Origin of the sequence: Streptomyces violascens (assembly GCF_014649955.1) — a bacterium.
GTDB lineage: Bacteria > Actinomycetota > Actinomycetes > Streptomycetales > Streptomycetaceae > Streptomyces > Streptomyces violascens.
This window is the reverse complement of sequence record NZ_BMUA01000006.1, coordinates 118,649-139,405: the sequence shown is the minus strand read 5'-3', so window position 1 is coordinate 139,405 and position 20,757 is coordinate 118,649. Positions and strand designations below refer to the sequence as shown.

Below are 20,757 nucleotides of genomic sequence, written 5' to 3'. Positions count from 1 at the left end.
CCGAATGTGCAGCGGCTTCGCCGATTGTCCGAGGCAGCCGTTAGCCTGGCGCGACGCAATCACCTCGGGATGGGGGACGGTCGGTACGCATGGCCAGGGAATTCCAGCGCGGCCACAAGGCCAAGGTCAGTGATCTCACGGCAGGGACGGATCTGTACGTAGGCGTGCAGATCGGCGGTCCCGGGCTGACCTTCGACATCAGCTGCTTCGGGCTCGACGCCAACGAGCAGCTGTCCGACGACCGTTACTTCGTCTTCTTCAACCAGCCCAAATCCCCTGAGGAGTCTATCCAGCTCCTCGGCCCCCAGTCCGGTGACACCGAGTCGTTCCGCGTCACCCTGGACCGCGTCCCGGCGAACATCCACAAGCTCTCCTTCACCGCGACGCTCGACGGCGCCGGCCAGATGTCGCAGGTCGGGCCGGGCTACATCCGGGTCGTCGCCGGTGGCGAGGAAGTGGTCCGGTATTCCTTCACCGGTGCGGAGTTCAGCACCGAGCGGGCCGTCATGCTCGGCGACTTCTATCTGAAGGACGTGTGGCGCTTCGCCGCCGTCGGCCAGGGTTTCGACGGTGGCCTCGAAGCCCTCCTGAAGAACTTCGGCGGCGAGGTCCTGGAGGAGGAGCCCGCGGCCCCGCAGCAGCCGGAGCCGCAGGGTGCGACGCCCGGTTTCGCGCCGCCGCCCCAAGTCGCCGCGCCCGCCCCGCAGTTCGGCGCCCCGGCGCAGCCCGCACCCTCCTTCGGGGCACCGGTGCCGGCGCCCGCGCCTGCCCCGGCCGCCCCGCAGCACTACGCGCCGCCGCCGCAGGGATCCACCCCGCCGCCCCCCTCGCCCAGCCCCCAGATCCACGCCGCGCCGACCATCGCCGCGCCGATGCACCTGGTGCCCGGCACCGTGCCGCCGCCCGCGCCCGCTCCGTACGGACAGCCGCCGCAGCAGCCCCCTTACGGACAGCCGCCGCAGCAGCCCCAGTTCGGCCGGCAGCCCGCCCCCGTCCCGGGCCAGGTACCGCCGCCGGGCGCCCCCGCTCCGTACGGTCAGCCGGCTCCCTATGGGCAGCCCGCGCCCTATGGTCAGCCGCAGGGCATGCCCCAGGGCGGTGGGGGCCTCCACGCGGCCATCCAGATGTACAAGGAACTGCCCACCGGCCAGCGGTGGACGTCGCAGAACAAGCAGCTGGTCCGGGTCGACCTCGGCGCCGGCGGCCAGCCGGTCCTGGCCCGCCAGGGCAGCATGGTCATGTACCAGGGCAAGGTCGACTTCGGCTACAAGGGAGCCGGCTTCGCGGGCCGGATCGTCGGCAACGCGACCGGCCAGGAAATGCAGTTGATGCGCTGCTCCGGCCGCGGCCAGGTCTTCCTCGCCGAGAACAGCGCCTATCTGCACCCCATCGAGCTCCAGGGCGACGGCATCTGCGTCTCCGCCGAGCACGTCCTGGCCTTCGACGAGTCGCTCCAGTACGAGGTCCGCCGCATCGAGGGGCACGGCATCCCCGGCGGCGCCCTGTTCACCATGCTGTTCCAGGGCACCGGCACGGTCGTCGTGATGACCCACGGCACCCCGGTGGTGCTGCCGGTCACGCCGACCACCTTCGCCGACAGCGACGCGATCGTCGCCTGGTCCGCCGCGTCCCAGGTGATCGTCTCCAGCCAGGTACGACTGCGCCGCAACGCCTATCCGGGGCACAGCGGCGAGTCCGTCAATCTCCAGTTCCGGGGAGCCCCCGGCAACTTCATCGTCGTCCAGCCGTACGAGGTCTGAGGGAGCCCGGACAATGAACCAGCAACTCGCGGGCTATGCCCCGACCCCCGTCGCGGCCCGGATGGAGAACCACGGCAGCGCGATGCTCAAGGTGGCCATGGCCACCGGCCAGGACCTGCTCGCCCGGGTCGGCTCGATGGTCGCCTACGAGGGCTTCATCCAGTACGAGCCCAACCCGCCGGCCGTGCGCCAGATGGCGCGGGACTGGATCACCGGTGAGGGCGCGCCCCTCATGAAGTGCACCGGCGACGGCCTGCTCTACCTCGCCGACTACGGCGCCAATGTCGTGATCGTCAACCTCAACAACGACGCGATCTCCGTCAACGGCACCAATGTGCTCGCCTTCGACGCGAGCCTCCAGTGGGGCGTCGAACGGGTCAAGGGGCTCGCCAAGTTCGCGGGCCAGGGCCTGTTCAACGTGAAGATCTCCGGCACCGGCTGGGTCGCCCTGACCTCGCGCGGCACCCCGGTCGTCGTCGACTGCGGCAGCGGCGAGGACGAGACGTACGTCGACCCGGACGCCCTGGTCGCCTGGTCCCCGAACCTGAAGGTGAAGGGCAAGCGCAGCTTCAAGGCGTCCTCGCTGATCGGCCGGGGCAGTGGAGAGGCGTTCCAGATGGCCTTCTCGGGCCAGGGCATCGTCGTCGTACAGCCGAGTGAGGACAGCACGGACCGCCTGCGGGCCCGGGGCTAGGGGGAGAGACACCATGCAGAGCCCGCTTTTCAGCTACACCGAGCAGCAGTCCCAGGAGCGGTACACGGCGCAGAACCCGCAGATGCTGCGGGCCGTGCTCACCGGCCACGACGACCTCCTCGCCCGCAAGGGCTCGATGGTCGCCTACCAGGGGCTGATGGAATTCGACGGCGAGTACCAGTCGAACGGCCAGCGCAATGCCCGCGCCCGCACCGGCGAGGGCCTGGACCTGATGCGCATCTCGGGCCAGGGCACGGTCTACCTGGCCAACCTGGCCCAGCACGTCCACGTGGTGGACGTCGACCGGGACGGCCTGACCGTCGACAGCGGCTACGTCCTCGCGATGGACTCCTCGCTGCACCACGAAGTCATCGCCGTGGACAGCCAGTACGGCATCTCCGGCACCGGCAAGTACCAGCTCAACATCACCGGCACCGGCAAGGTCGTCCTGATGACCTCGGGCCAGCCGCTGATGCTCCAGGTCACGCCCGAAAAGTACGTCAACGCCGACGCGGACGCGATCGTGGCCTGGTCGACCTCGTTGCGGGTCCAGATGCAGGCGCAGACGCACTCCACGGGCGTCTGGCGGCGCCGCGGCAACACGGGCGAGGGCTGGGAACTGAGCTTCCTGGGCCAGGGTTTCGCCCTCGTCCAGCCGAGCGAGGTGCTGCCGCCGCAGAACGCGATGATCGGCCAGGGCCTGCGCGCCCAGTACGGCATGGGCCAGCAGGGCGTCCACGCGCAGAACCAGGGCAACGCCTGGAGCTAGGCTTCAGGGCACGGGTAAGGGGCGTTCGCCATGGCGAACGCCCCTTACTTCTATGCCAGTTGGAGCCGGACCCGTCTCCCGCTACGGCCGCGCGCGGGTCGCCTCGAGGAGGTTGACCACCGACGTGTCGGCGACCGCGGCCACCTCGTCGTAGCCGAACCAGCGCAGGTCCAGGGACTCGTCGCTGATCGCCTCGACCGCGCCGGCCGGGGCGAGCGCCGCATACTGGACGTCCAGGTGCCAGTGGCAGGGGGCCGGGATCGGATGCCGGTCGAGGCGGACCGGGCCGCCCGCGAGCAGCGTGAGCCCGGCGATGCCGGACTCCTCCTCGGCCTCGCGCAGCGCGGCCGCCGCCACCGTGGCGTCGCCCGGCTCGCAGTGGCCGCCCATCTGGAGCCACATGTTGAGCTTCTTGTGCAGCGTGAGCAGCACCCGGCCCTGCTCCGGGTCGATGACCAGGGCACTCGCCGTGAGGTGGCCCGCCTCGCAGGCCTTCCACATGCCGTCGGGGTGCGCGGAGAGATGGTCCAGGTAGGCCTGGCGCAGCTCGGCCTGGTCCTCGTACGCCTTCAGTACGAGGACCGCGTCGTCGTGCAGCGTCACTTGTCGGAATCGCCCTTGCCGTCGTCGGAGCCGTCGGTCTTCTCGTCGGCCTCGGCGCCCTTGTCCTTCTTCAGGGACGGGCCGTTCTGCTCGGCGGCCTCGCCCAGCATCTTGTCGAGCTCCGAGAAGTCGAGGTGCTCGCGGTGCACGAAGCCGTCCGGGTCGTCCAGGTCGGAGGCGGTCGGCAGCATGTCCGGGTGCTCCCACAGGTCGTCCCGCCCGTCCACACCGCGCGCATCGGTGAGCGAGGCCCACAGGCGCGAGGCGTCCCGCAGTCGGCGCGGCCGCAGCTCCAGGCCGATCAGGGTGGCGAAGGTCTGCTCGGCCGGGCCGCCGGTCGCCCGGCGCCTGCGCAGCATCTCGCGCAGCGCGTCCGCCGAGGTCAGCCGGGGCTTGGCGGCCGCGTGGACCACCGCGTCGACCCAGCCCTCGACCAGCGCGAGGGCCGTCTCCAGGCGGGCCAGGGCGGCCTTCTGCTCGGGGGTGTCCTCCGGCTGGAACATGCCCTGCTGGAGGGCCTCCTGAAGCTGCTCCGGGTTCGACACGTCGAGCTGGCCGACGGCGTCCTCCAGCTTCGCGGTGTCGACCTTGATGCCGCGCGCATAGCCCTCGACGGCGCCGAACAGGTGCGAGCGCAGCCACGGCACATGGGCGAAGAGCCGCTGGTGGGCGGCCTCGCGCAGGGCCAGGTAGAGCCGGATCTCGTCCTTGGGAACGCCCAGGTCCTTGCCGAACGCCTCGATGTTCAGCGGCAGCAGCGCGGCCTTGCCGGCCGGGCCGAGCGGAAGGCCGATGTCGGTCGAGCCGACCACCTCGCCCGCGAGCGTGCCCACGGCCTGCCCGATCTGCTGGCCGAACATGGCGCCGCCCATGGAGCGCATCATGCCGATCAGCGGGCCGGCCATGGCCTGCATCTCCTCGGGCAGGACGCCGCCCATGGCCGCGCCGACGCGCTCGGCGACCGGGTCGACCAGTTCCTTCCAGGCGGGCTGGGTGGCCTCGACCCACTCCGCGCGGCTCCACGCCACAGCGGTGGTGGAGCCCGAGGGCAGCGACGTCGCGTCGTCCAGCCACAGGTCGGCCAGGCGTACGGCCTCTTCGACGGCGGCGCGCTCGGCGGGACCGATGCTCTCGTCCTTGGTGCCGTCGGCGGCGCCCTGGGCGACCGTCTGGCGGGCGATCTGCTTGGCCATGTCCCAGTTCACGGGACCGCCCTCGTAGCTGAGCATCTGGCCGAGCTGCTGGAAGGCGGCGCCCAGATCGTTCGGGTTCATCGAACCGAACATCGCGGCGAACGGGTTGTCCCCGCCGCCGCCCGCGCCCGGGAAGCCGAAGGGGTTGCCGCCCTGGCCACCGGCACCCTGACCACCTCCGGCAGGGTCCTTCTTCTTGCCGTCGCCGTTGTCCGGCTCCTCCGGCGGAAGGCCGAATCCGAATGGGGTGTCACTCACGGGTTTCCTCGGCTCGTCAGGCCGCCGGCTACTGCCGACGGCGGCTTCCCCACAACAAGACCAGCGTAGACATCCGAACCGGATAAGGGCTCGGTGCTCCGCAGCCTCGCGGCCTGCGGCAGGATGGACGCCACCTGGTACGTACGCGTCATTAACGTACGTACTGAAGACAACCGCTGGAGACGCCCGGTGAGTTCCCCAGATCCACAGGTTCGCGCAGCGCGAAACCTCTCAACCTCAACATCGCGCGGCCCCGTCGTCGCCGTGACCGGTGCCGCGTCCGGGATCGGCGCCCTGCTGACCTCGCGGCTCGCCGCGTCCGAGGAGGTCAAGCAGGTCGTCGCCATCGACGAGCGGCGGGGCGAGGTCTCCGAGGCGACCTGGCACATCCTGGACGTACGGGACCCGGCGATCGCCGAGAAGCTGAAGGGCGCCGACGTCGTCGTGCACCTGGCGCTCGACCTCGACCTGGAGACCGACTCGGCGGCCCGCACCGCCTACAACGTGCGCGGCACCCAGACCGTGCTGACCGCCGCGGCCGCGGCCGGCGTCCACCGGGTCGTGCTCTGCACCTCGGCGATGGTCTACGGGGCGCTGCCCGACAACGACATCCCGCTCTCCGAGGACGCCGAGCTGCGGGCCACCGCCGAGGCGACCGGAGTCGGCGACCTCCTGGAGATCGAGCGCCTGGGGCGCCGCGCACCCCGCGCCCACCCCGGCCTGAACGTCACGGTGGTAAGGCCCGCCGTCCTGGTGGGCGGTACTGACACAGCCCTCACCCGGTACTTCGAGTCGCCGCGCCTCCTGGTCGTCGCCGGATCCCGTCCGACCTGGCAGTTCTGCCATGTCGAGGACCTGTGCAGCGCGCTGGAGTACGCCGCGCTGGAGAAGGTCGACGGAGAGTTCGCCGTCGGCTGCGACGGGTGGCTGGAGCAGGAGGAGGTCGAGGAGCTCAGCGGCATCCGCCGCATGGAGCTGCCCTCGGCGGTGGCCCTGGGCGCGGCGGCCCGGCTGCACCGGATCGGCCTCACGCCCTCGCCCGCCGGTGACCTCGCGTACACGATGCACCCATGGGTGGTGAGCGTCGGGCGGCTGCACGACGCGGGCTGGCGGCCGCGCTGGACCAACGAGGAGGTCCTCGCCGAGCTCCTCGAAGAGGTCGCAGGCCGGCACACCGTCGCGGGCCGCAGGCTCGGCCGCAAGGACGCCACCGCCGCGGGTGCCGCGGGCGCCACGGTCGCGCTGCTCGGCGCCGCCGCGGTGGTGCGCAGGGCCCGCAAGCGCCGGGGGCTGTAGGACCCTCCTACACGGGCGCGCGGGCCCCGGTCGAAAGAGCTATTCCGGGATGTCGGCGCCGTACGGCACGATGGGAACATGGCACGCACGTACCCCGACCACCCCGGTGAGCAGGCGGCGCAGGACCCGATCCGCCTCCTGGCGATCCGCGACACCCCGATCTCCGTCGACGAGGTCTTCGCGGCTTCGGGCGACTTCGCGGCGGGCGGCACCACGCTCTTCGTCGGCACCGTGCGCAACCACGACGGCGGCACGGACGTCGACACGCTCGGGTACTCCTGCCACCCCAGCGCCGAGGCGGAGATGCGCCGGGTGGCCGAAAAGGTCGTCGCCGAATATCCGGTCCGCGCGCTGGCCGCCGTCCACCGTGTGGGTGATCTGGCCGTCGGCGATATCGCGGTCGTCGTCGCCGTCTCCTGCCCACACCGCGGGGAGGCCTTCGAGGCCTGCCGCAAGCTGATCGACGCCCTGAAGCACGAGGTCCCGATCTGGAAGCACCAGAAGTTTTCGGACGGCACGGAGGAATGGGTCGGCGCGTAGCGCCGTCGTCGAGGGGGGCGGTCGGGCGCGGGTGAGGGCCTGCCGGCGGCTTCCGTACGGCTGCTGACGCGGTGCGCGTGGCTGAAACCCTGTCGGGTGCCTTGCGCCCCGATTTGCGTAACCGCACCCCTGGCCTGAGCGTTGGAGTGGCAGATGACTAATCTGCTGATCTGTCAGTTACGGTCGCTCATTGGGGACGGGAGGTCGGAATGGCTGCACTCCTGTGGCTGCTGATTCCGCTTTTCGCTGCTGTCGGCGCGGCGATATGGGCGACCTGGGCCGCCCGCGATCGCACGTCCGGCGATGTTGCCGAACTCGCCGGGTACAGCCGGTTCCGAGAAGCGATGGCGAAATCGCACTCCGGAACCGACGCCGTCTGAGCGTTCCCGACCGGCGCAAGGCGCCCTGGTTTCGTACGCGATCGCCAACGGTCCCCGTACGGACCGGACCCGGGGGTGGGCGCACAGATCGGTCCCGTACTGTCGTTCCATGCCACGCCGCACCGCGACGATGCTCGCCTCCACCCTCGTGCTGATCGCGCTGCTCTGCGCCGGGGTGCTCATCAAAGTGCCGTACTCCGAGATGTCTCCCGGGCCCACCGTGAACACGCTCGGCGACTCCGGCGGCGAGCCGGTGCTGCAGATCTCCGGCCGCAAGACCTACCCGACGACCGGTCACCTCAACATGACGACGGTCAGGGTCACCGGTGCGGACTACCGGATGAACCTCGTCGAGGCCGTCTACGGCTGGCTCGCGCACGACAGCGTGGTCGTCCCGCACGACACGCTCTACCCGGACGGCAAGACCGACGAGCAGTCCAACCAGGAGAACGCCGAGGAGTTCAGCCAGTCCCAGGAGAGCGCCAAGGTGGCGGCCCTGAACGAGCTGTCCATCCCGGTCAAGAGCTGGGTCATCGTCTCCTCGGTGGTCAAGGGCAGTCCGGCCGAGGGCAAGCTGCACGCGGGCGACGCCATCAAGGCCGTCGACGGCGCCCCGATCACCAAGCCGGCCGACGTCGCAAGCCTGGTCACCAAGCACAAGCCCGGCCAGAACGTGGTCTTCACGATCATCCCCGCCAAGGAGGCGGAGGCCGCCAAGAAGGCGGGCAAGGAGCCCGAGGGCGGCGAGAAGCTCACCATCACCACCGAGAAGGCGCAGGACGGCGACCGTGCCATCGTCGGCATCCAGGCCGGGACCGACCATGCCTTCCCGTTCACCGTCGACATCAAGCTCGCCGACGTCGGCGGGCCCAGCGCGGGGCTCATGTTCTCGCTCGGCATCGTCGACAAGCTGACGCCCGAGGATCTGACCGGCGGAAAGTTCGTCGCCGGCACCGGCACGATCGACGACACCGGCAAGGTCGGCCCGATCGGCGGCATCGAGATGAAGCTGATCGGCGCGCGCCAGGCGGGCGCCCGCTACTTCCTGACGCCCAGGGACAACTGCGCGGCCGCCGCCTCCGACACCCCCTCGGGCCTCACCCTGGTGAAGGTCGACACCATCCACGACGCCCGGCAGTCCCTGGACAAGATCCGCACGGGGGACACGGCCGGACTGCCGAGCTGCTCGGCCAAGTGATGCCGGCCGCGCCCCCGCAGGTGCGCTAGGCGAAGGTCGCGGCCAGCGCCTCGGCGAGGCCCGGCACCAGGTCGGGGCCGGTGAGCACCTCCGTAGGAGAGTCCTTCTCGCGCAGCCGGATGGCGGACTCGCGGGCGCCGCCGCGCAGCACCGCCACCGTCATCCGGACCTCCTGGCGGTCGGGGTGCGTGGCCACCCACTTGGCGAGCTCCTTGTCGCCGAGGCCCTCGGGCACGGAGGTCTCGGCGGACGGCGGCAGCATCAGGCGCTCCACCGTGAGCGCGCAGCCGGCCACCGAGTCGGGCCACGCGATGGTGCCGAGGAACTTGTCCAGCGGCTTGTTCCGCGGGATCTCCTCCTGCTCGATCGGGGTCAGCCCGGAGACCTGGGCGTCGTCGGCGGTGGAGACCAGGCCCGGTGCCTGGGCACGGAGCTTCGCGGTGTCGACGAGCGCGAAGAGGCGGGCCGGCTTGTCCCAGCCCAGACCGGATGCGTACTCGTCGATTTCGAGCACCGCGCGGGTGAGCGGGCTCGCGGCCATCGGAGGGCCGGAGGGGGAAACGTTGGACATGGACAACATCCTGCCCTCTTTCACCCCCCGATCGGGAACTGAGTAAAGCCTCAGTAAGTTGCATGAGTGGGCTCTACGATCGCTGGGCCCGCCCATACGACAGCGAACTTCGAGGTGCGCACCTTGGCTTTCCAGATGCCGGACCGCGGCTCAGGCCCGTCCGGGCCACGGATCAGAGTCGGCCGGCCGTCCCGCCGGGTCCGGACCCTGCTCATGACACTGGGCATTCTGGCCGTGCTTGCCATGGCCTTCGTCATGTTCGCGGGGTTCTGGACCGACTGGCTCTGGTACCGCTCGGTCCACTACTCGTCGGTCTTCACCACACAGCTGTGGACGAAGATCGGACTGTTCTGCGTCTTCGGGCTGCTGATGGCGGTGGCCGTCGGCCTGAACATCTGGCTGGCGCACCGGCTGCGGCCGCCGCTCAGCGCGATGTCCCTGGAGCAGCAGAGCCTCGACCGCTACCGGATGGGCATCGCCCCGTACAAGAAGTGGATGCTGCTCGGGATCACCGCGCTCGTCGGGCTCATCGCCGGCGCCTCCGCCTCCGGTCAGTGGCGCACCTGGCTGATGTGGGTCAACGGGGTGCCGTTCGGCCAGAAGGACCCCCAGTTCCATCTGGACGTGTCGTTCTACGCCTTCGACCTGCCCTGGTACCGCTTCATGCTCGGCTTCGGCTTCGCCGCCGCCGTCCTGTCGCTCATCGCCGCCGCCCTGACGCACTACCTGTACGGCGGCCTGCGCATCACCAGCCCCGGCGCGCGCGCCACGGGAGCGGCCACCGGGCACCTCTCGGTGCTGCTCGGCGTCTTCGTGGTCCTCAAGGCCGTGGCGTACTGGCTGGACCGGTACGGCCTGGCGGTCAAGTCCAGTGACTTCAAGGCGACCAACAACTGGACGGGCCTTCGGTACGTCGACGCCAACGCCTACCTCCCGGCGAAGACGATCCTGTTCTGCATCGCGGTCATCTGCGCCGTGCTGTTCTTCGCCACCCTGTGGCGCCGCACCTGGCAGCTGCCCGTCATCGGCTTCGGCCTGATGGTGCTCTCCGCGATCCTGATCGGCGGGCTCTACCCGGCGATCGTGCAGAAGTTCCAGGTCCAGCCCAACGAGCAGGCCAAGGAAGCCCCGTACATCCAGAAGAACATCGACGCCACCCGCAAGGCGTACGGCATCGACAACGCGGATGTGACGGACTACAAGGGCACCACCGACGCCAAGGACAACCCGAAGCTGCGCTCGGCGGCCGACACGGCGGCCAGCTACCGGCTCATCGACCCCAACGTCGTCTCGCCCGCCTTCCAGCAGCTCCAGCAGGAGCGGAAGTACTACCAGTTCCCCTCGACGCTGGACGTGGACCGCTACAAGGACAAGGACGGCAAGGAGCAGGACACCGTCATCGGTCTGCGCGAGCTGAACCTCAAGGGCATCGACAAGCGCAACTGGATCAACGACCACTTCACCTACACCCACGGCTTCGGCGCGATCGCGGCCAAGGGCACCGGCGTGGACGACAACGGCGCGCCGGACTTCACGGAGTCCGGGATCCCCACCACCGGCCAGCTCGACTCCGGCTACGAGCAGCGCGTCTACTACGGAGAGAAGACCGACCAGTACTCGATCGTCGGCGGCCCCCAGAAGGAGCTCGACTACGAGAGCGAGGGCAAGGGCCAGGTCACGACGAGCTTCCAGGGCAAGGGCGGGGTGAGCCTGTCCAACCCGTTCAACCGGGCCGCGTACGCCGTGACCTTCAGCGAGCCGCAGATCCTGTACTCGGGAGCCATCGGCAACGGCTCGAAGATCCTTTACAACCGCACCCCCAAGGAGCGCGTGGAGGCGGTCGCCCCCTGGCTGACCATCGACGGCGACGCCTACCCGGCGGTCGTCGGCAAGCGCATCCAGTGGGTCGTCGACGCGTACACGACGACCAACGGCTACCCCTACGCCTCGCGCACCACGCTCGGCGAGACCACCACCGACTCGCTGACCGACAACCAGCGCGCGGTGATGGCCCAGCAGAACCAGGTCAACTACATCCGCAACTCGGTGAAGGCGACCGTGGACGCCTACGACGGCACGGTCACGCTGTACCAGTGGGACGACAAGGACCCGGTCCTCAAGACCTGGATGAAGGCGTTCCCCGGCACGGTGAAGGCCAAGTCGGCGATCCCGGGCGACCTGCTCGGGCACCTGCGCTACCCGCAGGACATGTTCAAGGTCCAGCGCGAGCTGCTCACCCGCTACCACGTCACCAACCCCGCGCAGTTCTACAGCGGCAGTGACGCCTGGCAGGTGCCGGACGACCCGACCAACAAGGACAACAGCGCGGTCCCGCCGTACTACCTGTCCATGAAGATGCCGGGCGCCGAGGCCGAGGGCAAGAAGTTCTCGCTCACCACGACGTTCACTCCCAACGGCCGGCCCAACCTGGGCGGGTTCATGGCGATCGACGCCGATGCCGCGAGCAAGGACTACGGCAAGATCAGACTGCTCCGGGTCACCGACAACGTGCAGGGCCCGCAACAGGTGCAGAGCAAGCTGAACGGTCTGCCCGAAGTCGCCGAGTTCGTACGGAACCTGAGAGGCACCGACTCCGAGATCGACTACGGCAATCTGCTGACCGTGCCGCTCGGCGGGGGATTCCTCTACATCGAGCCGGTGTACGCACGCGGTGGCAGCGCCAACTACCCGCTCCTGAAGAAGGTCGGCGTCTCCTACGGCGACAGGACCGTCTTCAAGGACAACCTGGCAGACGCGCTCAGCGCGGTCTTCGGCGCCGACGGGGCCACCCCGCCGCCCTCGACGACACCGCCCACCACGCCACCCACGACCACACCGCCGGCCTCCGGCAACGCGACGGTGGACCAGGCCATCAAGGACGCGCAGAAGGCGTACGACGACGGCCAGAAGGCGCTCGCCAAGGGTGACTGGAAGGCCTACGGCGACGCCCAGAAGGCGCTGCAGGACGCCCTGCAGAAGGCGGCCGACGCGGAGAAGGCGGCCCAGCCGAAGAGCTGACGCAGTCGAAGAGCCGACCGGCCGGGCCGGAGCTGACCCGGGCACCCCGGGTCGGCTCCGGTCCGTGCTGGTCAGGGGGCCACTTCACACCGTGGTAGCGTTGTGTTCACCGACGCGGGGTGGAGCAGCTCGGTAGCTCGCTGGGCTCATAACCCAGAGGTCGCAGGTTCAAATCCTGTCCCCGCTACTCACTGACGAGGGCCCGGATCCTTTCAAGGATCCGGGCCCTCGTTGCGTTCACGCCGAAGTCCGCCGAGCTTGTCCGATTAGCGGTGGCTGGAACCTTCCGGTATGAAAACTGGTCTTCCCAGGGGGAGTTGGGTACAACGGGTTTGGCTTGTCTCTCTGTGGGCATGTCGACAAAACGCTGAAGTGACCTCACTGGCTGCGGTATACCAGGTGTACGCGGGTTGCGGGTGGTGCGACGATGGTATTTATGGGGGACAGGGCAACTCTGTTGGAGACAGGGCGGTTTGTGCAGACACGCTCCGATGAGGATGCTGACACCGCTGACGCCGAGACCGAGGCGCGGCACCGGCGTGCCGCCGACGGCGGCGACGTCGAGTCGATGAGCGTGCTCGGCTCCCTGTTGCTGCGCCGCGGCGATCTCGACAGCGCCGAGCCCTATCTGCGCGGCGCCACCGCCGAGGGCGACCGGGCCGCCGCCAACAACCTGGGTGTCCTGCTCCATCAGCGCGGCTACGCGGACGAGGCGGCCGGCTGGTGGCGCATCGCCGCCGTCGCCGGATCCGCCGCCGCCGCGCACGCGCTCGGCCGGCACTACCGCGAGCGCGGCGACGAGCCGGCCGCCGAGTACTGGCTGCGCCAGTCCGCCGAACAGGGCCACGCGCTCGGCGCGTACGCGCTCGCCGACCTCCTGGAGCACCGCAGCGACGTCGGCGCCGAGCGCTGGCTGCGCGCCGCCGCCGAACAGGGCCACCGCGAGGCCGCCTACCGTCTTGCCCGCCTCCTGGACGGGCGTGGTGACGGCGAGGCGACCGGCGAAGGCCCCGGTGACATCGCTGTCGACCAGGCGCCGGAAGGCGAGGGGTCGTCCGACGAGGCCGAGCCCTGGTACCGGCAGGCCGCCGCCCGCGGCCACCGCCGGGCCGCCCTGCACCTCGGCGCGATCCTGGAGAAGCGCGGCGAGCTCAAGGAGGCCGGCCGCTGGTACCTGACGTCAGCCAAGGACGGCGAGGCCAAGGCCGCCTGCGCGCTCGGCTTCCTGCTGCGCGACGCGGGCGACGAGGAGAGCGCCGCCGTGTGGTGGCTGCGCGCCGCCCAGGACGGCGACGGCAACGCGGCCAACGCCCTGGGCGCGCTGCACGCGGCGCGGGGCGAGCAGCAGACCGCCGAGCGCTGGTACCGCGAGGCGATGGGCGCCGGTGACGTGAACGGGGCGTACAACCTCGGGCTGCTCTGCGCCGCCCAGAACCGCACCGCCCAGGCCGAGCAGTGGTACCGCAGGGCGGCCTACTCCGGGCACCGCGAGGCGGCCAACGCGCTCGCCATCCTGCTGCTCCAGGCCGGCGACGCGACGGGCGCCGAGCCCTGGTTCTCCAAGGCCGCCGAGGCCGGCAGCGTGGACGCCGCCTTCAACCTCGGCATCCTCTTCGCCGGCCGCGACGAGGACCGTACGGCCCTGAAGTGGTACGAGCGGGCCGCCGCCGCCGGGCACACCGACGCGGCCCTCCAGGTCGGCATCGCACTGCTGCGGGACGGCGAGGAGCAGGCCGCCGAGCGCCATCTGCGGTGCGCGGCGGGCGGCGGCAGCGCCGAGGCCGCCTTCCGGCTCGCCACCCTCCTCGACGCACGCCAGCCCCCGCCGGGGCCGCCCGCCCTTGGCGAGCCGATGGCGGAGAAGACCGAGTGCGAGGAGTGGTACGAGCGGGCCGCGCAGCAGGGCCACCGCCGGGCCCAGGTCCGGGTCGGCATGCTGGCCGCGGCCCGGGGCGACCTGGAGGCTGCCGCGCGCTGGTACGGGGAGGCCGCCGAGGCGGGCAGCCGCAACGGCGCCTTCAACCTCGGGCTGCTGCTCGCCCGCGAGGGCCGCGAGCGCGAGGCCGCCCTGTGGTGGTCCCGCGCCGCCCACGCCGGGCACGGCCGGGCCGCGCTGCGCCTGGCCCTGCTCGCCGCCCGCCACGGCGAGCTGGCCGAGGGGCAGCGCTGGTGCGCGAAGGCGGTCGAGCTGGGCCCGGCGGAGGTCGCCGAGCGGGCCGCGCGGCTGCGCGAGGCACTCCACCAGGAGCTCACGGCTTAGCGGATTCGGGGGTTTCCGCAGGTGGGGAACAGATTTGCGCTGGTCGGCGGCGTCCCGTAAGGTTGTGTTCACCGACGCGGGGTGGAGCAGCTCGGTAGCTCGCTGGGCTCATAACCCAGAGGTCGCAGGTTCAAATCCTGTCCCCGCTACTTACAGGCTGAGGCCCGAATTCTTTGGGGAATTCGGGCCTCAGTCATTTTCTGAACCGTTCGTAGGCGGACACATCCGAACCGCTCATGGGCGGACGTAGACAGAAGTGAAGCCCTCCGGCCGCCGGCCGGAGGGCTTCTTCGTGTTCAGGGGCGGGTCGGTCGGGCCGCTTCCGCTGTGGGTCAGGCCGCCGCGCAGTTCGGGCAGGTGCCGCGGTAGGTGACCTCGACGGCCGCGATCGTGAAGCCGAAGCGCTCGGTGTCGGGGAGGTCGGCCAGCGGGTTGCCCTGCGGGTGGACGTCGCGGATCGCGCCGCACTCGGCGCAGACCAGGTGCTGGTGCGGCCGGTGCGCGTTCGGGTCGTAGCGCTTGGCGCGGCGGTCCGTGGACACCTCAAGGATCTCGCCGAGGGACACCAACTCGCCCAGGGTGTTGTACACCGTCGCCCGGGAGATCTCGGGCAGCCGTTCCACGGCGCGGGCATGGACTTCGTCCGCGGTCAGGTGCACGTGGTCGCCGTCGAGGACCTCGGCCACGACGCGCCGCTGTGCGGTCATGCGCCAGCCGCGGCCGCGCAGTCGCTCCAACAGGTCACTCATAAAGGCCAGCCTAACAGGGAGGGGGGGCCAGTTCTGAACAGGTGTGGCTTTGGATGCTTACTTGACTTAGACAATGTCCATTGTAGGATCTGGTCAGGCATACGCCAAGGGACAGGACTTGCAGGACATGACGCAGGAGGCGCACGTGACACAGGGACCGCTCACCACGGAGGCCGGCGCACCGGTGGCCGACAACCAGAACAGCGCGACCGCGGGCGCCGGCGGTCCGGTCCTCGTCCAGGACCAGTCGCTTCTGGAGAAGCTCGCCCACTTCAACCGCGAGCGCATCCCGGAGCGCATCGTGCACGCCCGCGGCGCGGGTGCGTACGGCACCTTCACGCTCACCCGGGACGTCTCGCAGTGGACGCGTGCCAAGTTCCTCTCCGAGGTCGGCAAGCAGACCGAGACGTTTCTGCGCTTCTCCACCGTGGCCGGCAACCTCGGCTCCGCCGACGCCGTGCGCGACCCCCGCGGCTTCGCGCTGAAGTTCTACACGGAGGAGGGGAACTACGACCTGGTCGGGAACAACACGCCCGTCTTCTTCATCAAGGACGCCATCAAGTTCCCCGACTTCATCCACACCCAGAAGCGCGACCCGTACACGGGCAGCCAGGAAGCCGACAATGTCTGGGACTTCTGGGGCCTGAGCCCCGAGAGCACCCACCAGGTCACCTGGCTCTTCGGTGACCGCGGCATCCCGGCCACCCTGCGCCACATGAACGGTTACGGCTCGCACACGTTCCAGTGGAACAACGAGGCCGGCGAGGTCTTCTGGGTCAAGTACCACTTCAAGACCGACCAGGGGATCAAGAACCTCACCCAGGACGAGGCCAACAAGCTCGCCGGTGAGGACCCCGACAGCCACCAGCGCGACCTGCGCGAGGCCATCGAGCGCGGTGACTTCCCGTCCTGGACCGTGCAGGTGCAGATCATGCCGGACGCGGACGCCGCGACCTACCGCTTCAACCCGTTCGACCTCACCAAGGTGTGGCCGCACGAGGACTACCCGCCGATCGAGATCGGCAAGCTGGAGCTCAACCGCAACCCGGAGAACATCTTCGCCGAGGTCGAGCAGTCGATCTTCAGCCCGGCGCACTTCGTCCCCGGCATCGGTCCCTCGCCGGACAAGATGCTCCAGGGCCGCCTCTTCGCCTACGGTGACGCGCACCGCTACCGCGTCGGCATCAACGCCGACCACCTGCCGGTGAACCGCCCGCACGCCACCGAGGCGCGTACCAACTCCCGCGACGGCTACCTGTACGACGGCCGCCACAAGGGCGCGAAGAACTACGAGCCCAACAGCTTCGGCGGGCCGTTCCAGACCGACCGCCCGCTGTGGCAGGGCAGCCCGGTCTCCGGCGTCACTGGCAGCACCGAGGCGCCCTCGCACGCCGAGGACAACGACTTCGTGCAGGCCGGAAACCTCTACCGGCTGTACTCGGAGGACGAGAAGGCCCGTCTGATCGACAACCTGGCGGGCTTCATCGCCAAGGTTTCGCGCGACGACATCGTGGAGCGCGCGATCAACAACTTCCGCCAGGCGGACGGTGACTTCGGCAAGCGGCTCGAGGCCGCGGTCCAGGCCCTGCGCGGCTGATCCTGGTCGCAGGCCGAAGATGGACAGAAGGCCGGATTCCCTTCGGGGAGTCCGGTCTTCTGGCGTTCCCGGGCCGAAGACCGGCGGTCAGCCGGCCATCGCGGCCTCGCGCCGCGCCGGGGCCCAGCAGCGGATGATGTCGCGGACCGAGACGACGCCGACCGGGCCGTGGTCGTCGAGCACGATCAGATGCCGGAAGCCGCCGTGCGTCATGGCCTCGGCGGCCTCCAGAAGGGTCCAGGACGGCGCCGCGAAGACGACGTCGGTGGTCGTGTGCTTGCTCGCCGTCTCGTGGTCGGGGTTCTGGCCCAGGCCGACGGAGTTGAGGATGTCGCGCTCGGTGAGGATGCCGATGCCACTGGTGTCGGGGTCGAGGACGATGGCCGCGCCGACCCGGCGTGCGGACATCAGCCGGGCCGCCTGGCGGAGGGTGTGGGCAGGTCCGATGGTGAGGACCATCGTGCTCATGGCGTCACGGACGAGCATGGATGGAGCCACCTCCTTGGTGGATTCAGCTCCCGGCACGGCTGAGTAGGCCCGCTCCGGAAAGAATTCACAAGTTCACAAGTGGGGGGACTCATAGAGTCGCATCCGGACCGGCCGTCAACAAGGGGCTGGTAGAGGTCAGTCGAGGGGCGCGTAAAAGTACGACTCAAGCCCCTCGTGAGCCCCAGTCGTGGGCGGCGGGAGCCGGGCCCAGCCCTCATGGGCCCCACGCACGGCAGCCGCCGGCGTCGGCTACGGCTGCGCGCCGTCGCCGAGGTAGCCGAGCAGTTCCTCGTGGAGCAGGCCGTTGGAAGCCGCCGCGTTGCCGCTGTGCGGGCCCGGCCGGCCGTCGAGGCCGGTGAAGACGCCCCCGGCCTCCTGCACCACGATCACGTTCGCCGCCATGTCCCACATCGACAGCTCCGGCTCCGCGCAGAAGTCCACCGAGCCCTCGGCGACCATCATGTACGGCCAGAAGTCGCCGTACGCGCGGGTGCGCCAGCACTCCCGCGTCAGGTCCAGGAAGTCGTCCAGCTTCCCCCGCTCCTCCCAGCCGCTCAGCGAGGAGTACGAGAACGAGGCGTCGGCCAGCTTCGAGACGCTGGAGACCTTCAGGCGGGTCGCGGAGGTCAGGCTGCGGCCGGTGAACGCGCCGTGGCCCTTCGCCGCCCACCAGCGCCGGTTCAGGGCGGGCGCCGAGACGACCCCGACCACCGGCTGGAAGCCGTGCTCGCCCGCCTCCATCAGCGAGATCAGGGTCGCCCACACCGGCACGCCCCGGACGTAGTTCTTGGTGCCGTCGATCGGGTCGACCACCCAGCGGCGCGGGCCCGTGCCCTCCAGGCCGTACTCCTCGCCGAGGATCGCGTCGCGCGGCCGCGCCCGCTTCAGATGCCCGCGGATGACCTCCTCGGCCGCCTTGTCGGCCTCGCTCACCGGCGTCATGTCCGGCTTGGTCTCGACCTTCAGGTCGAGGGCCTTGAACCGGTCCATGGTGGCTGCGTCGGCGGCGTCCGCGAGGACGTGGGCCAGGCGCAGGTCATCGTGATAGTCGGGCATGGTCACCACCGTAGCGATCGCCCGCGGTGCGGACCACAATGCCCGCACTCCGGACGCCCCGCGCGCCGCCCACGGAGGCTATTGACAGTCCCTCCGAGCGCGTCAACTCTGAACTCGGAGCCGCTCGCAAGGTCTCGGGGGCTCGGGAGGCGACCATGCCCACAGCGCGGGAATCCTTACTGGACGCCGCTCTCTCGGCGCTCGCGGGGCTGCCCTGGTCGGGAGTCCGGATGGTGGACGTGGCATCCGCCGCCGGGGTCTCGCGGCAGACCCTCTACAACGAGTTCGGAAGCAAGGACGGCCTCGCCCGCGCGCTCGTGCGCCGGGAGGCCGATGTTTATCTGCGGGGCGTCGACAGAGCCCTCGCCGAAAGCCCCCAAGCATCTCCGACAGGCTCCGGTGCAGGGGGGACCCCCACCCAAGCAGGAGGGACCCCCATCAGCCCCGCCGACCGTCTGGTCCACGTCGCGGAGTGGACGGTCGGCTCGGCCCGCTCCAGCGCTCTGGTGCGGGCGCTGCTCACCGGCTGCTGGAGCGAACGCCTTCCGGCGCCCTCGGTCCGTACCACCGCGGCGGTCTCGGCCGTGCCCGCCCAGCGTCGCGCCGACGCCGGGGTGCCCGGGCCCGCCGAACTCATCGCCGCCGTACGGGACCGGGCGCTCGCCGCGCTGGAGAAGGAGATGCCGGGCGCGGACCCGGTGGAGCTGGGGCGGTACTGCGAGACGGCGGTACGGCTCGGGCTTTCCTGTGTGGTGGCGCCGCCGGGGCGAGGCGAGGGGCACGCCGGGTACATCCGCTCGGTGCTCGCCCGGCTGCCGGTGCGAGCGGTGGGGTAGCCGGGAGCCGACAACTGACGGACCGTCAAAAGTGCTCGCCGTGTGGGTCAGTGGGCCGAGCCCGAGATCTGCAGGCCGATCACGCCCACGATGACCAGCGAGATCGACACCAGCTTGAGGGTGGAGACCACGTCGCCGAGAAAGACCATGCCGTAGATCGCGGTCCCGGCCGCCCCGATGCCTGTCCACACCGCGTACGCCGGACCCACGTCCAGCTTCTTCAGCGACAGCGTGAGCAGACCGAACGAGCCCAGCGCGAACGCGGCGAACGCGATCGTCGGCCACAGCCGGGTGAAACCGTGCGACAGCTTCAGGCAGACGGCGAAGCCCGTTTCGAGGATTCCCGCCACCACGACCAGCAGCCACGCCATGTCCAGGGCCTCCCACAACGCATCGTCGTCGCTGACTGCTTGGTCAACACTTGGTGCGATTATGCAACGGAGGTCATGCACACGCCCCTGGAAACAGGTCAGTCGCCCTCGCGTCGCTCCCTCGTCGCGAGCAGTCGGCGCAACGAGTAGAGCCGGGCCGGATCGGCGTGACCGTCCGCCACCCACTGGTCCAGCGCGCACTCCGCCTCGTCGTGGCTGCACGCGCGCGGGCAGTTCTCGGTGCCCGGTACGAGATCGGGGAAGGCCAGAATCACCCTTGACGGGTCGACGTGGTGAAGGCCGAAGGACCGTACGCCCGGGGTGTCGATGACCCAGCCGCCGTCCGCGCTGTCCAGGGGCAGCGCCAGCGCCGAGGTGGTGGTGTGGCGGCCGCGCCCGGTGACCGCATTCACATGGCCGGTGATGCGCCGCTGGGCCTCCGGGACCAGGGCGTTGACCAGGGTCGTCTTGCCGACGCCGGAGTGGCCGACGAACGCGGTGACCCGGCCGTGCAGTTGCTCGCGCACCCGGTCCGCCGCGTCGCCCTCGTACAGCTCCTCGCGCGAGGTCACCACATACGGGACGCCCAACGCGCCGTACATCTCCAGGAGTTCGTCCGCCGGGGCCAGGTCCGACTTCGTCAGGACCAGGAGCGGTTCCAGGCCACCGTCGTACGCCGCGACCAGGCAGCGGTCGATGAGCCGGGGCCGCGGCTCGGGGTCGGCGAGCGCGGTGACGATGGCGAGCTGGTCGGCGTTGGCGACGACCACGCGCTCGTACGGGTCGTCGTCGTCCGCGGTGCGCCGCAGGACCGAGCTGCGCTTGCCGATCCGTACGATCCGGGCGAGCGTGTCCTTCTTGCCCGACAGGTCGCCGACGATGTCGACCCGGTCGCCCACCACGGCCGCCTTGCGGCCCAGTTCGCGGGCCTTCATGGCGTGGATCGACCGGCCCTCGACCAGGCAGGTCAGCCGGCCGCGGTCCACGGTGAGGACCATGCCCTCGGCGGCGTCCTCGTGCTTGGGACGGATGCTGGTGCGGGGGCGGTTGCCCTTGGGGTTGGGGCGGACGCGGATGTCGTCCTCGTCGGGGTTCTTGCCGTAGCGGCGCATGATCCTA

The 20,757-nt window shown here is 70.3% G+C and carries 19 protein-coding genes and 2 tRNA genes; 13 read left to right on the top strand and 8 right to left on the bottom strand.

The window, feature by feature from the left end; translation table 11 throughout:
- Window positions 1-89 precede the first annotated feature (89 nt).
- Genes IE206_RS15530 through IE206_RS15520 form a run of 3 tightly spaced genes read left to right on the top strand, consistent with a single transcriptional unit; the run spans window position 90 to window position 3,223 of the window.
- Complete coding sequence (locus tag IE206_RS15530; RefSeq protein ID WP_189962740.1) at window positions 90-1,760, top strand: TerD family protein; 1,671 nt, start codon at window positions 90-92, stop codon at window positions 1,758-1,760.
- A gap of 13 nt (window positions 1,761-1,773) precedes the next feature.
- A complete protein-coding gene (locus IE206_RS15525; protein WP_053729892.1) occupies window positions 1,774-2,454 on the top strand; it encodes an AIM24 family protein in 681 nt (226 codons plus the stop codon).
- 13 nt (window positions 2,455-2,467) lie between these two features.
- The gene (locus IE206_RS15520) at window positions 2,468-3,223 is read left to right on the top strand and encodes an AIM24 family protein (protein ID WP_189962739.1); all 756 of its coding nucleotides are present in this window, start codon (window positions 2,468-2,470) and stop codon (window positions 3,221-3,223) included.
- Window positions 3,224-3,304: 81 nt separating this feature from the next.
- On the opposite strand, the gene IE206_RS15515 is transcribed toward IE206_RS15520, so the two are convergent.
- Together IE206_RS15515 and IE206_RS15510 are read right to left on the bottom strand one after the other, a co-directional pair.
- Window positions 3,305-3,826: an NUDIX hydrolase gene (locus IE206_RS15515; protein ID WP_189962738.1), complete on the bottom strand. Its 522-nt coding sequence runs from the start codon at window positions 3,824-3,826 to the stop codon at window positions 3,305-3,307.
- A complete protein-coding gene (locus IE206_RS15510) occupies window positions 3,823-5,277 on the bottom strand; it encodes a zinc-dependent metalloprotease (RefSeq protein WP_189962737.1) in 1,455 nt (484 codons plus the stop codon). Before IE206_RS15510 ends, IE206_RS15515 begins: the two co-directional genes overlap by 4 nt.
- A gap of 189 nt (window positions 5,278-5,466) precedes the next feature.
- On the opposite strand from IE206_RS15510, the gene IE206_RS15505 reads away from it, so the two are divergent.
- The 4 genes from IE206_RS15505 (at window position 5,467) to IE206_RS15490 (ending at window position 8,691) form a co-directional block, all read left to right on the top strand.
- Window positions 5,467-6,573: an SDR family oxidoreductase gene (locus tag IE206_RS15505; protein WP_189962736.1), complete on the top strand. Its 1,107-nt coding sequence runs from the start codon at window positions 5,467-5,469 to the stop codon at window positions 6,571-6,573.
- Between the two features lie 78 nt (window positions 6,574-6,651).
- Window positions 6,652-7,113, top strand: coding sequence for a molybdenum cofactor biosynthesis protein MoaE (locus IE206_RS15500; RefSeq protein WP_189962735.1), 462 nt, complete (start codon window positions 6,652-6,654; stop codon window positions 7,111-7,113).
- 209 nt (window positions 7,114-7,322) lie between these two features.
- Window positions 7,323-7,493 (top strand): hypothetical protein, encoded by a 171-nt coding sequence (locus IE206_RS15495; RefSeq protein WP_189962734.1) that lies wholly within the window; start codon window positions 7,323-7,325, stop codon window positions 7,491-7,493.
- 109 nt (window positions 7,494-7,602) lie between these two features.
- On the top strand, window positions 7,603-8,691 hold the full coding sequence (locus IE206_RS15490) for a YlbL family protein (protein ID WP_189962733.1): 1,089 nt from the start codon (window positions 7,603-7,605) through the stop codon (window positions 8,689-8,691).
- Between the two features lie 25 nt (window positions 8,692-8,716).
- Here the strand turns inward: IE206_RS15490 and IE206_RS15485 are convergent, their stop codons facing one another.
- A complete protein-coding gene (locus IE206_RS15485) occupies window positions 8,717-9,262 on the bottom strand; it encodes a PPA1309 family protein (RefSeq protein ID WP_053730037.1) in 546 nt (181 codons plus the stop codon).
- A 135-nt stretch (window positions 9,263-9,397) separates the two neighbouring features.
- Between IE206_RS15485 and IE206_RS15480 the strand changes: the two genes are divergently transcribed.
- The 4 genes from IE206_RS15480 to IE206_RS15465 all read left to right on the top strand — a co-directional run bounded on the left by IE206_RS15480 (window position 9,398) and on the right by IE206_RS15465 (window position 14,689).
- Window positions 9,398-12,280 (top strand): UPF0182 family membrane protein, encoded by a 2,883-nt coding sequence (locus IE206_RS15480; protein ID WP_189962881.1) that lies wholly within the window; start codon window positions 9,398-9,400, stop codon window positions 12,278-12,280.
- Window positions 12,281-12,393: 113 nt separating this feature from the next.
- A tRNA-Met gene (locus IE206_RS15475) sits at window positions 12,394-12,467 on the top strand.
- A gap of 240 nt (window positions 12,468-12,707) precedes the next feature.
- Window positions 12,708-14,540, top strand: coding sequence for a tetratricopeptide repeat protein (locus IE206_RS15470; protein WP_189962732.1), 1,833 nt, complete (start codon window positions 12,708-12,710; stop codon window positions 14,538-14,540).
- A 75-nt stretch (window positions 14,541-14,615) separates the two neighbouring features.
- Window positions 14,616-14,689 (top strand) — tRNA-Met (locus IE206_RS15465).
- Between the two features lie 183 nt (window positions 14,690-14,872).
- Here the strand turns inward: IE206_RS15465 and IE206_RS15460 are convergent.
- Entirely contained in the window at window positions 14,873-15,289 is a 417-nt protein-coding gene (locus IE206_RS15460; protein WP_189962731.1) for a Fur family transcriptional regulator, read from the bottom strand.
- Between the two features lie 127 nt (window positions 15,290-15,416).
- On the opposite strand from IE206_RS15460, the gene IE206_RS15455 reads away from it, so the two are divergent.
- A complete protein-coding gene (locus tag IE206_RS15455; RefSeq protein ID WP_189962730.1) occupies window positions 15,417-16,886 on the top strand; it encodes a catalase in 1,470 nt (489 codons plus the stop codon).
- 87 nt (window positions 16,887-16,973) lie between these two features.
- Here the strand turns inward: IE206_RS15455 and IE206_RS15450 are convergent, their stop codons facing one another.
- Together IE206_RS15450 and hisN are read right to left on the bottom strand one after the other, a co-directional pair.
- Window positions 16,974-17,372 carry a CBS domain-containing protein gene (locus IE206_RS15450; protein WP_189962729.1) on the bottom strand — a complete coding sequence of 133 codons (399 nt, stop codon included), beginning with the start codon at window positions 17,370-17,372 and terminating at the stop codon, window positions 16,974-16,976.
- Window positions 17,373-17,624: 252 nt separating this feature from the next.
- Window positions 17,625-18,431 carry a histidinol-phosphatase gene (gene hisN, locus IE206_RS15445; protein WP_189962728.1) on the bottom strand — a complete coding sequence of 269 codons (807 nt, stop codon included), beginning with the start codon at window positions 18,429-18,431 and terminating at the stop codon, window positions 17,625-17,627.
- Window positions 18,432-18,586: 155 nt separating this feature from the next.
- Between hisN and IE206_RS15440 the strand changes: the two genes are divergently transcribed.
- On the top strand, window positions 18,587-19,267 hold the full coding sequence (locus IE206_RS15440; RefSeq protein WP_189962727.1) for a TetR/AcrR family transcriptional regulator: 681 nt from the start codon (window positions 18,587-18,589) through the stop codon (window positions 19,265-19,267).
- A 47-nt stretch (window positions 19,268-19,314) separates the two neighbouring features.
- Here IE206_RS15440 and IE206_RS15435 read toward each other — a convergent pair whose 3' ends face one another.
- Both IE206_RS15435 and rsgA read right to left on the bottom strand, forming a co-directional pair.
- Window positions 19,315-19,638, bottom strand: a complete 324-nt coding sequence (locus IE206_RS15435) for a DMT family transporter (RefSeq protein WP_114038981.1) — start codon at window positions 19,636-19,638, stop codon at window positions 19,315-19,317.
- Window positions 19,639-19,736: 98 nt separating this feature from the next.
- Complete coding sequence (gene rsgA / locus IE206_RS15430; protein ID WP_189962726.1) at window positions 19,737-20,750, bottom strand: ribosome small subunit-dependent GTPase A; 1,014 nt, start codon at window positions 20,748-20,750, stop codon at window positions 19,737-19,739.
- Between the last annotated feature and the right edge of the window lie 7 nt (window positions 20,751-20,757).

Bases quoted from the DNA above. Each gene is read 5' to 3' on its own strand.
- IE206_RS15435 (WP_114038981.1), bottom strand. From the start codon at position 19,638: ATGGCGTGGCTGCTGGTCGTGGTGGCGGGAATCCTCGAAACGGGCTTC.
- IE206_RS15520 (WP_189962739.1), top strand. From the start codon at position 2,468: ATGCAGAGCCCGCTTTTCAGCTACACCGAGCAGCAGTCCCAGGAGCGG.
- IE206_RS15490 (WP_189962733.1), top strand. From the start codon at position 7,603: ATGCCACGCCGCACCGCGACGATGCTCGCCTCCACCCTCGTGCTGATC.
- IE206_RS15525 (WP_053729892.1), top strand. From the start codon at position 1,774: ATGAACCAGCAACTCGCGGGCTATGCCCCGACCCCCGTCGCGGCCCGG.
- IE206_RS15500 (WP_189962735.1), top strand. From the start codon at position 6,652: ATGGCACGCACGTACCCCGACCACCCCGGTGAGCAGGCGGCGCAGGAC.
- IE206_RS15485 (WP_053730037.1), bottom strand. From the start codon at position 9,262: ATGTCCAACGTTTCCCCCTCCGGCCCTCCGATGGCCGCGAGCCCGCTC.
- IE206_RS15495 (WP_189962734.1), top strand. From the start codon at position 7,323: ATGGCTGCACTCCTGTGGCTGCTGATTCCGCTTTTCGCTGCTGTCGGC.
- IE206_RS15530 (WP_189962740.1), top strand. From the start codon at position 90: ATGGCCAGGGAATTCCAGCGCGGCCACAAGGCCAAGGTCAGTGATCTC.
- IE206_RS15470 (WP_189962732.1), top strand. From the start codon at position 12,708: ATGGTATTTATGGGGGACAGGGCAACTCTGTTGGAGACAGGGCGGTTT.
- IE206_RS15460 (WP_189962731.1), bottom strand. From the start codon at position 15,289: ATGAGTGACCTGTTGGAGCGACTGCGCGGCCGCGGCTGGCGCATGACC.
- IE206_RS15455 (WP_189962730.1), top strand. From the start codon at position 15,417: ATGACGCAGGAGGCGCACGTGACACAGGGACCGCTCACCACGGAGGCC.
- rsgA (WP_189962726.1), bottom strand. From the start codon at position 20,750: ATGCGCCGCTACGGCAAGAACCCCGACGAGGACGACATCCGCGTCCGC.
- hisN (WP_189962728.1), bottom strand. From the start codon at position 18,431: ATGCCCGACTATCACGATGACCTGCGCCTGGCCCACGTCCTCGCGGAC.
- IE206_RS15440 (WP_189962727.1), top strand. From the start codon at position 18,587: ATGCCCACAGCGCGGGAATCCTTACTGGACGCCGCTCTCTCGGCGCTC.
- IE206_RS15480 (WP_189962881.1), top strand. From the start codon at position 9,398: ATGCCGGACCGCGGCTCAGGCCCGTCCGGGCCACGGATCAGAGTCGGC.
- IE206_RS15450 (WP_189962729.1), bottom strand. From the start codon at position 17,372: ATGCTCGTCCGTGACGCCATGAGCACGATGGTCCTCACCATCGGACCT.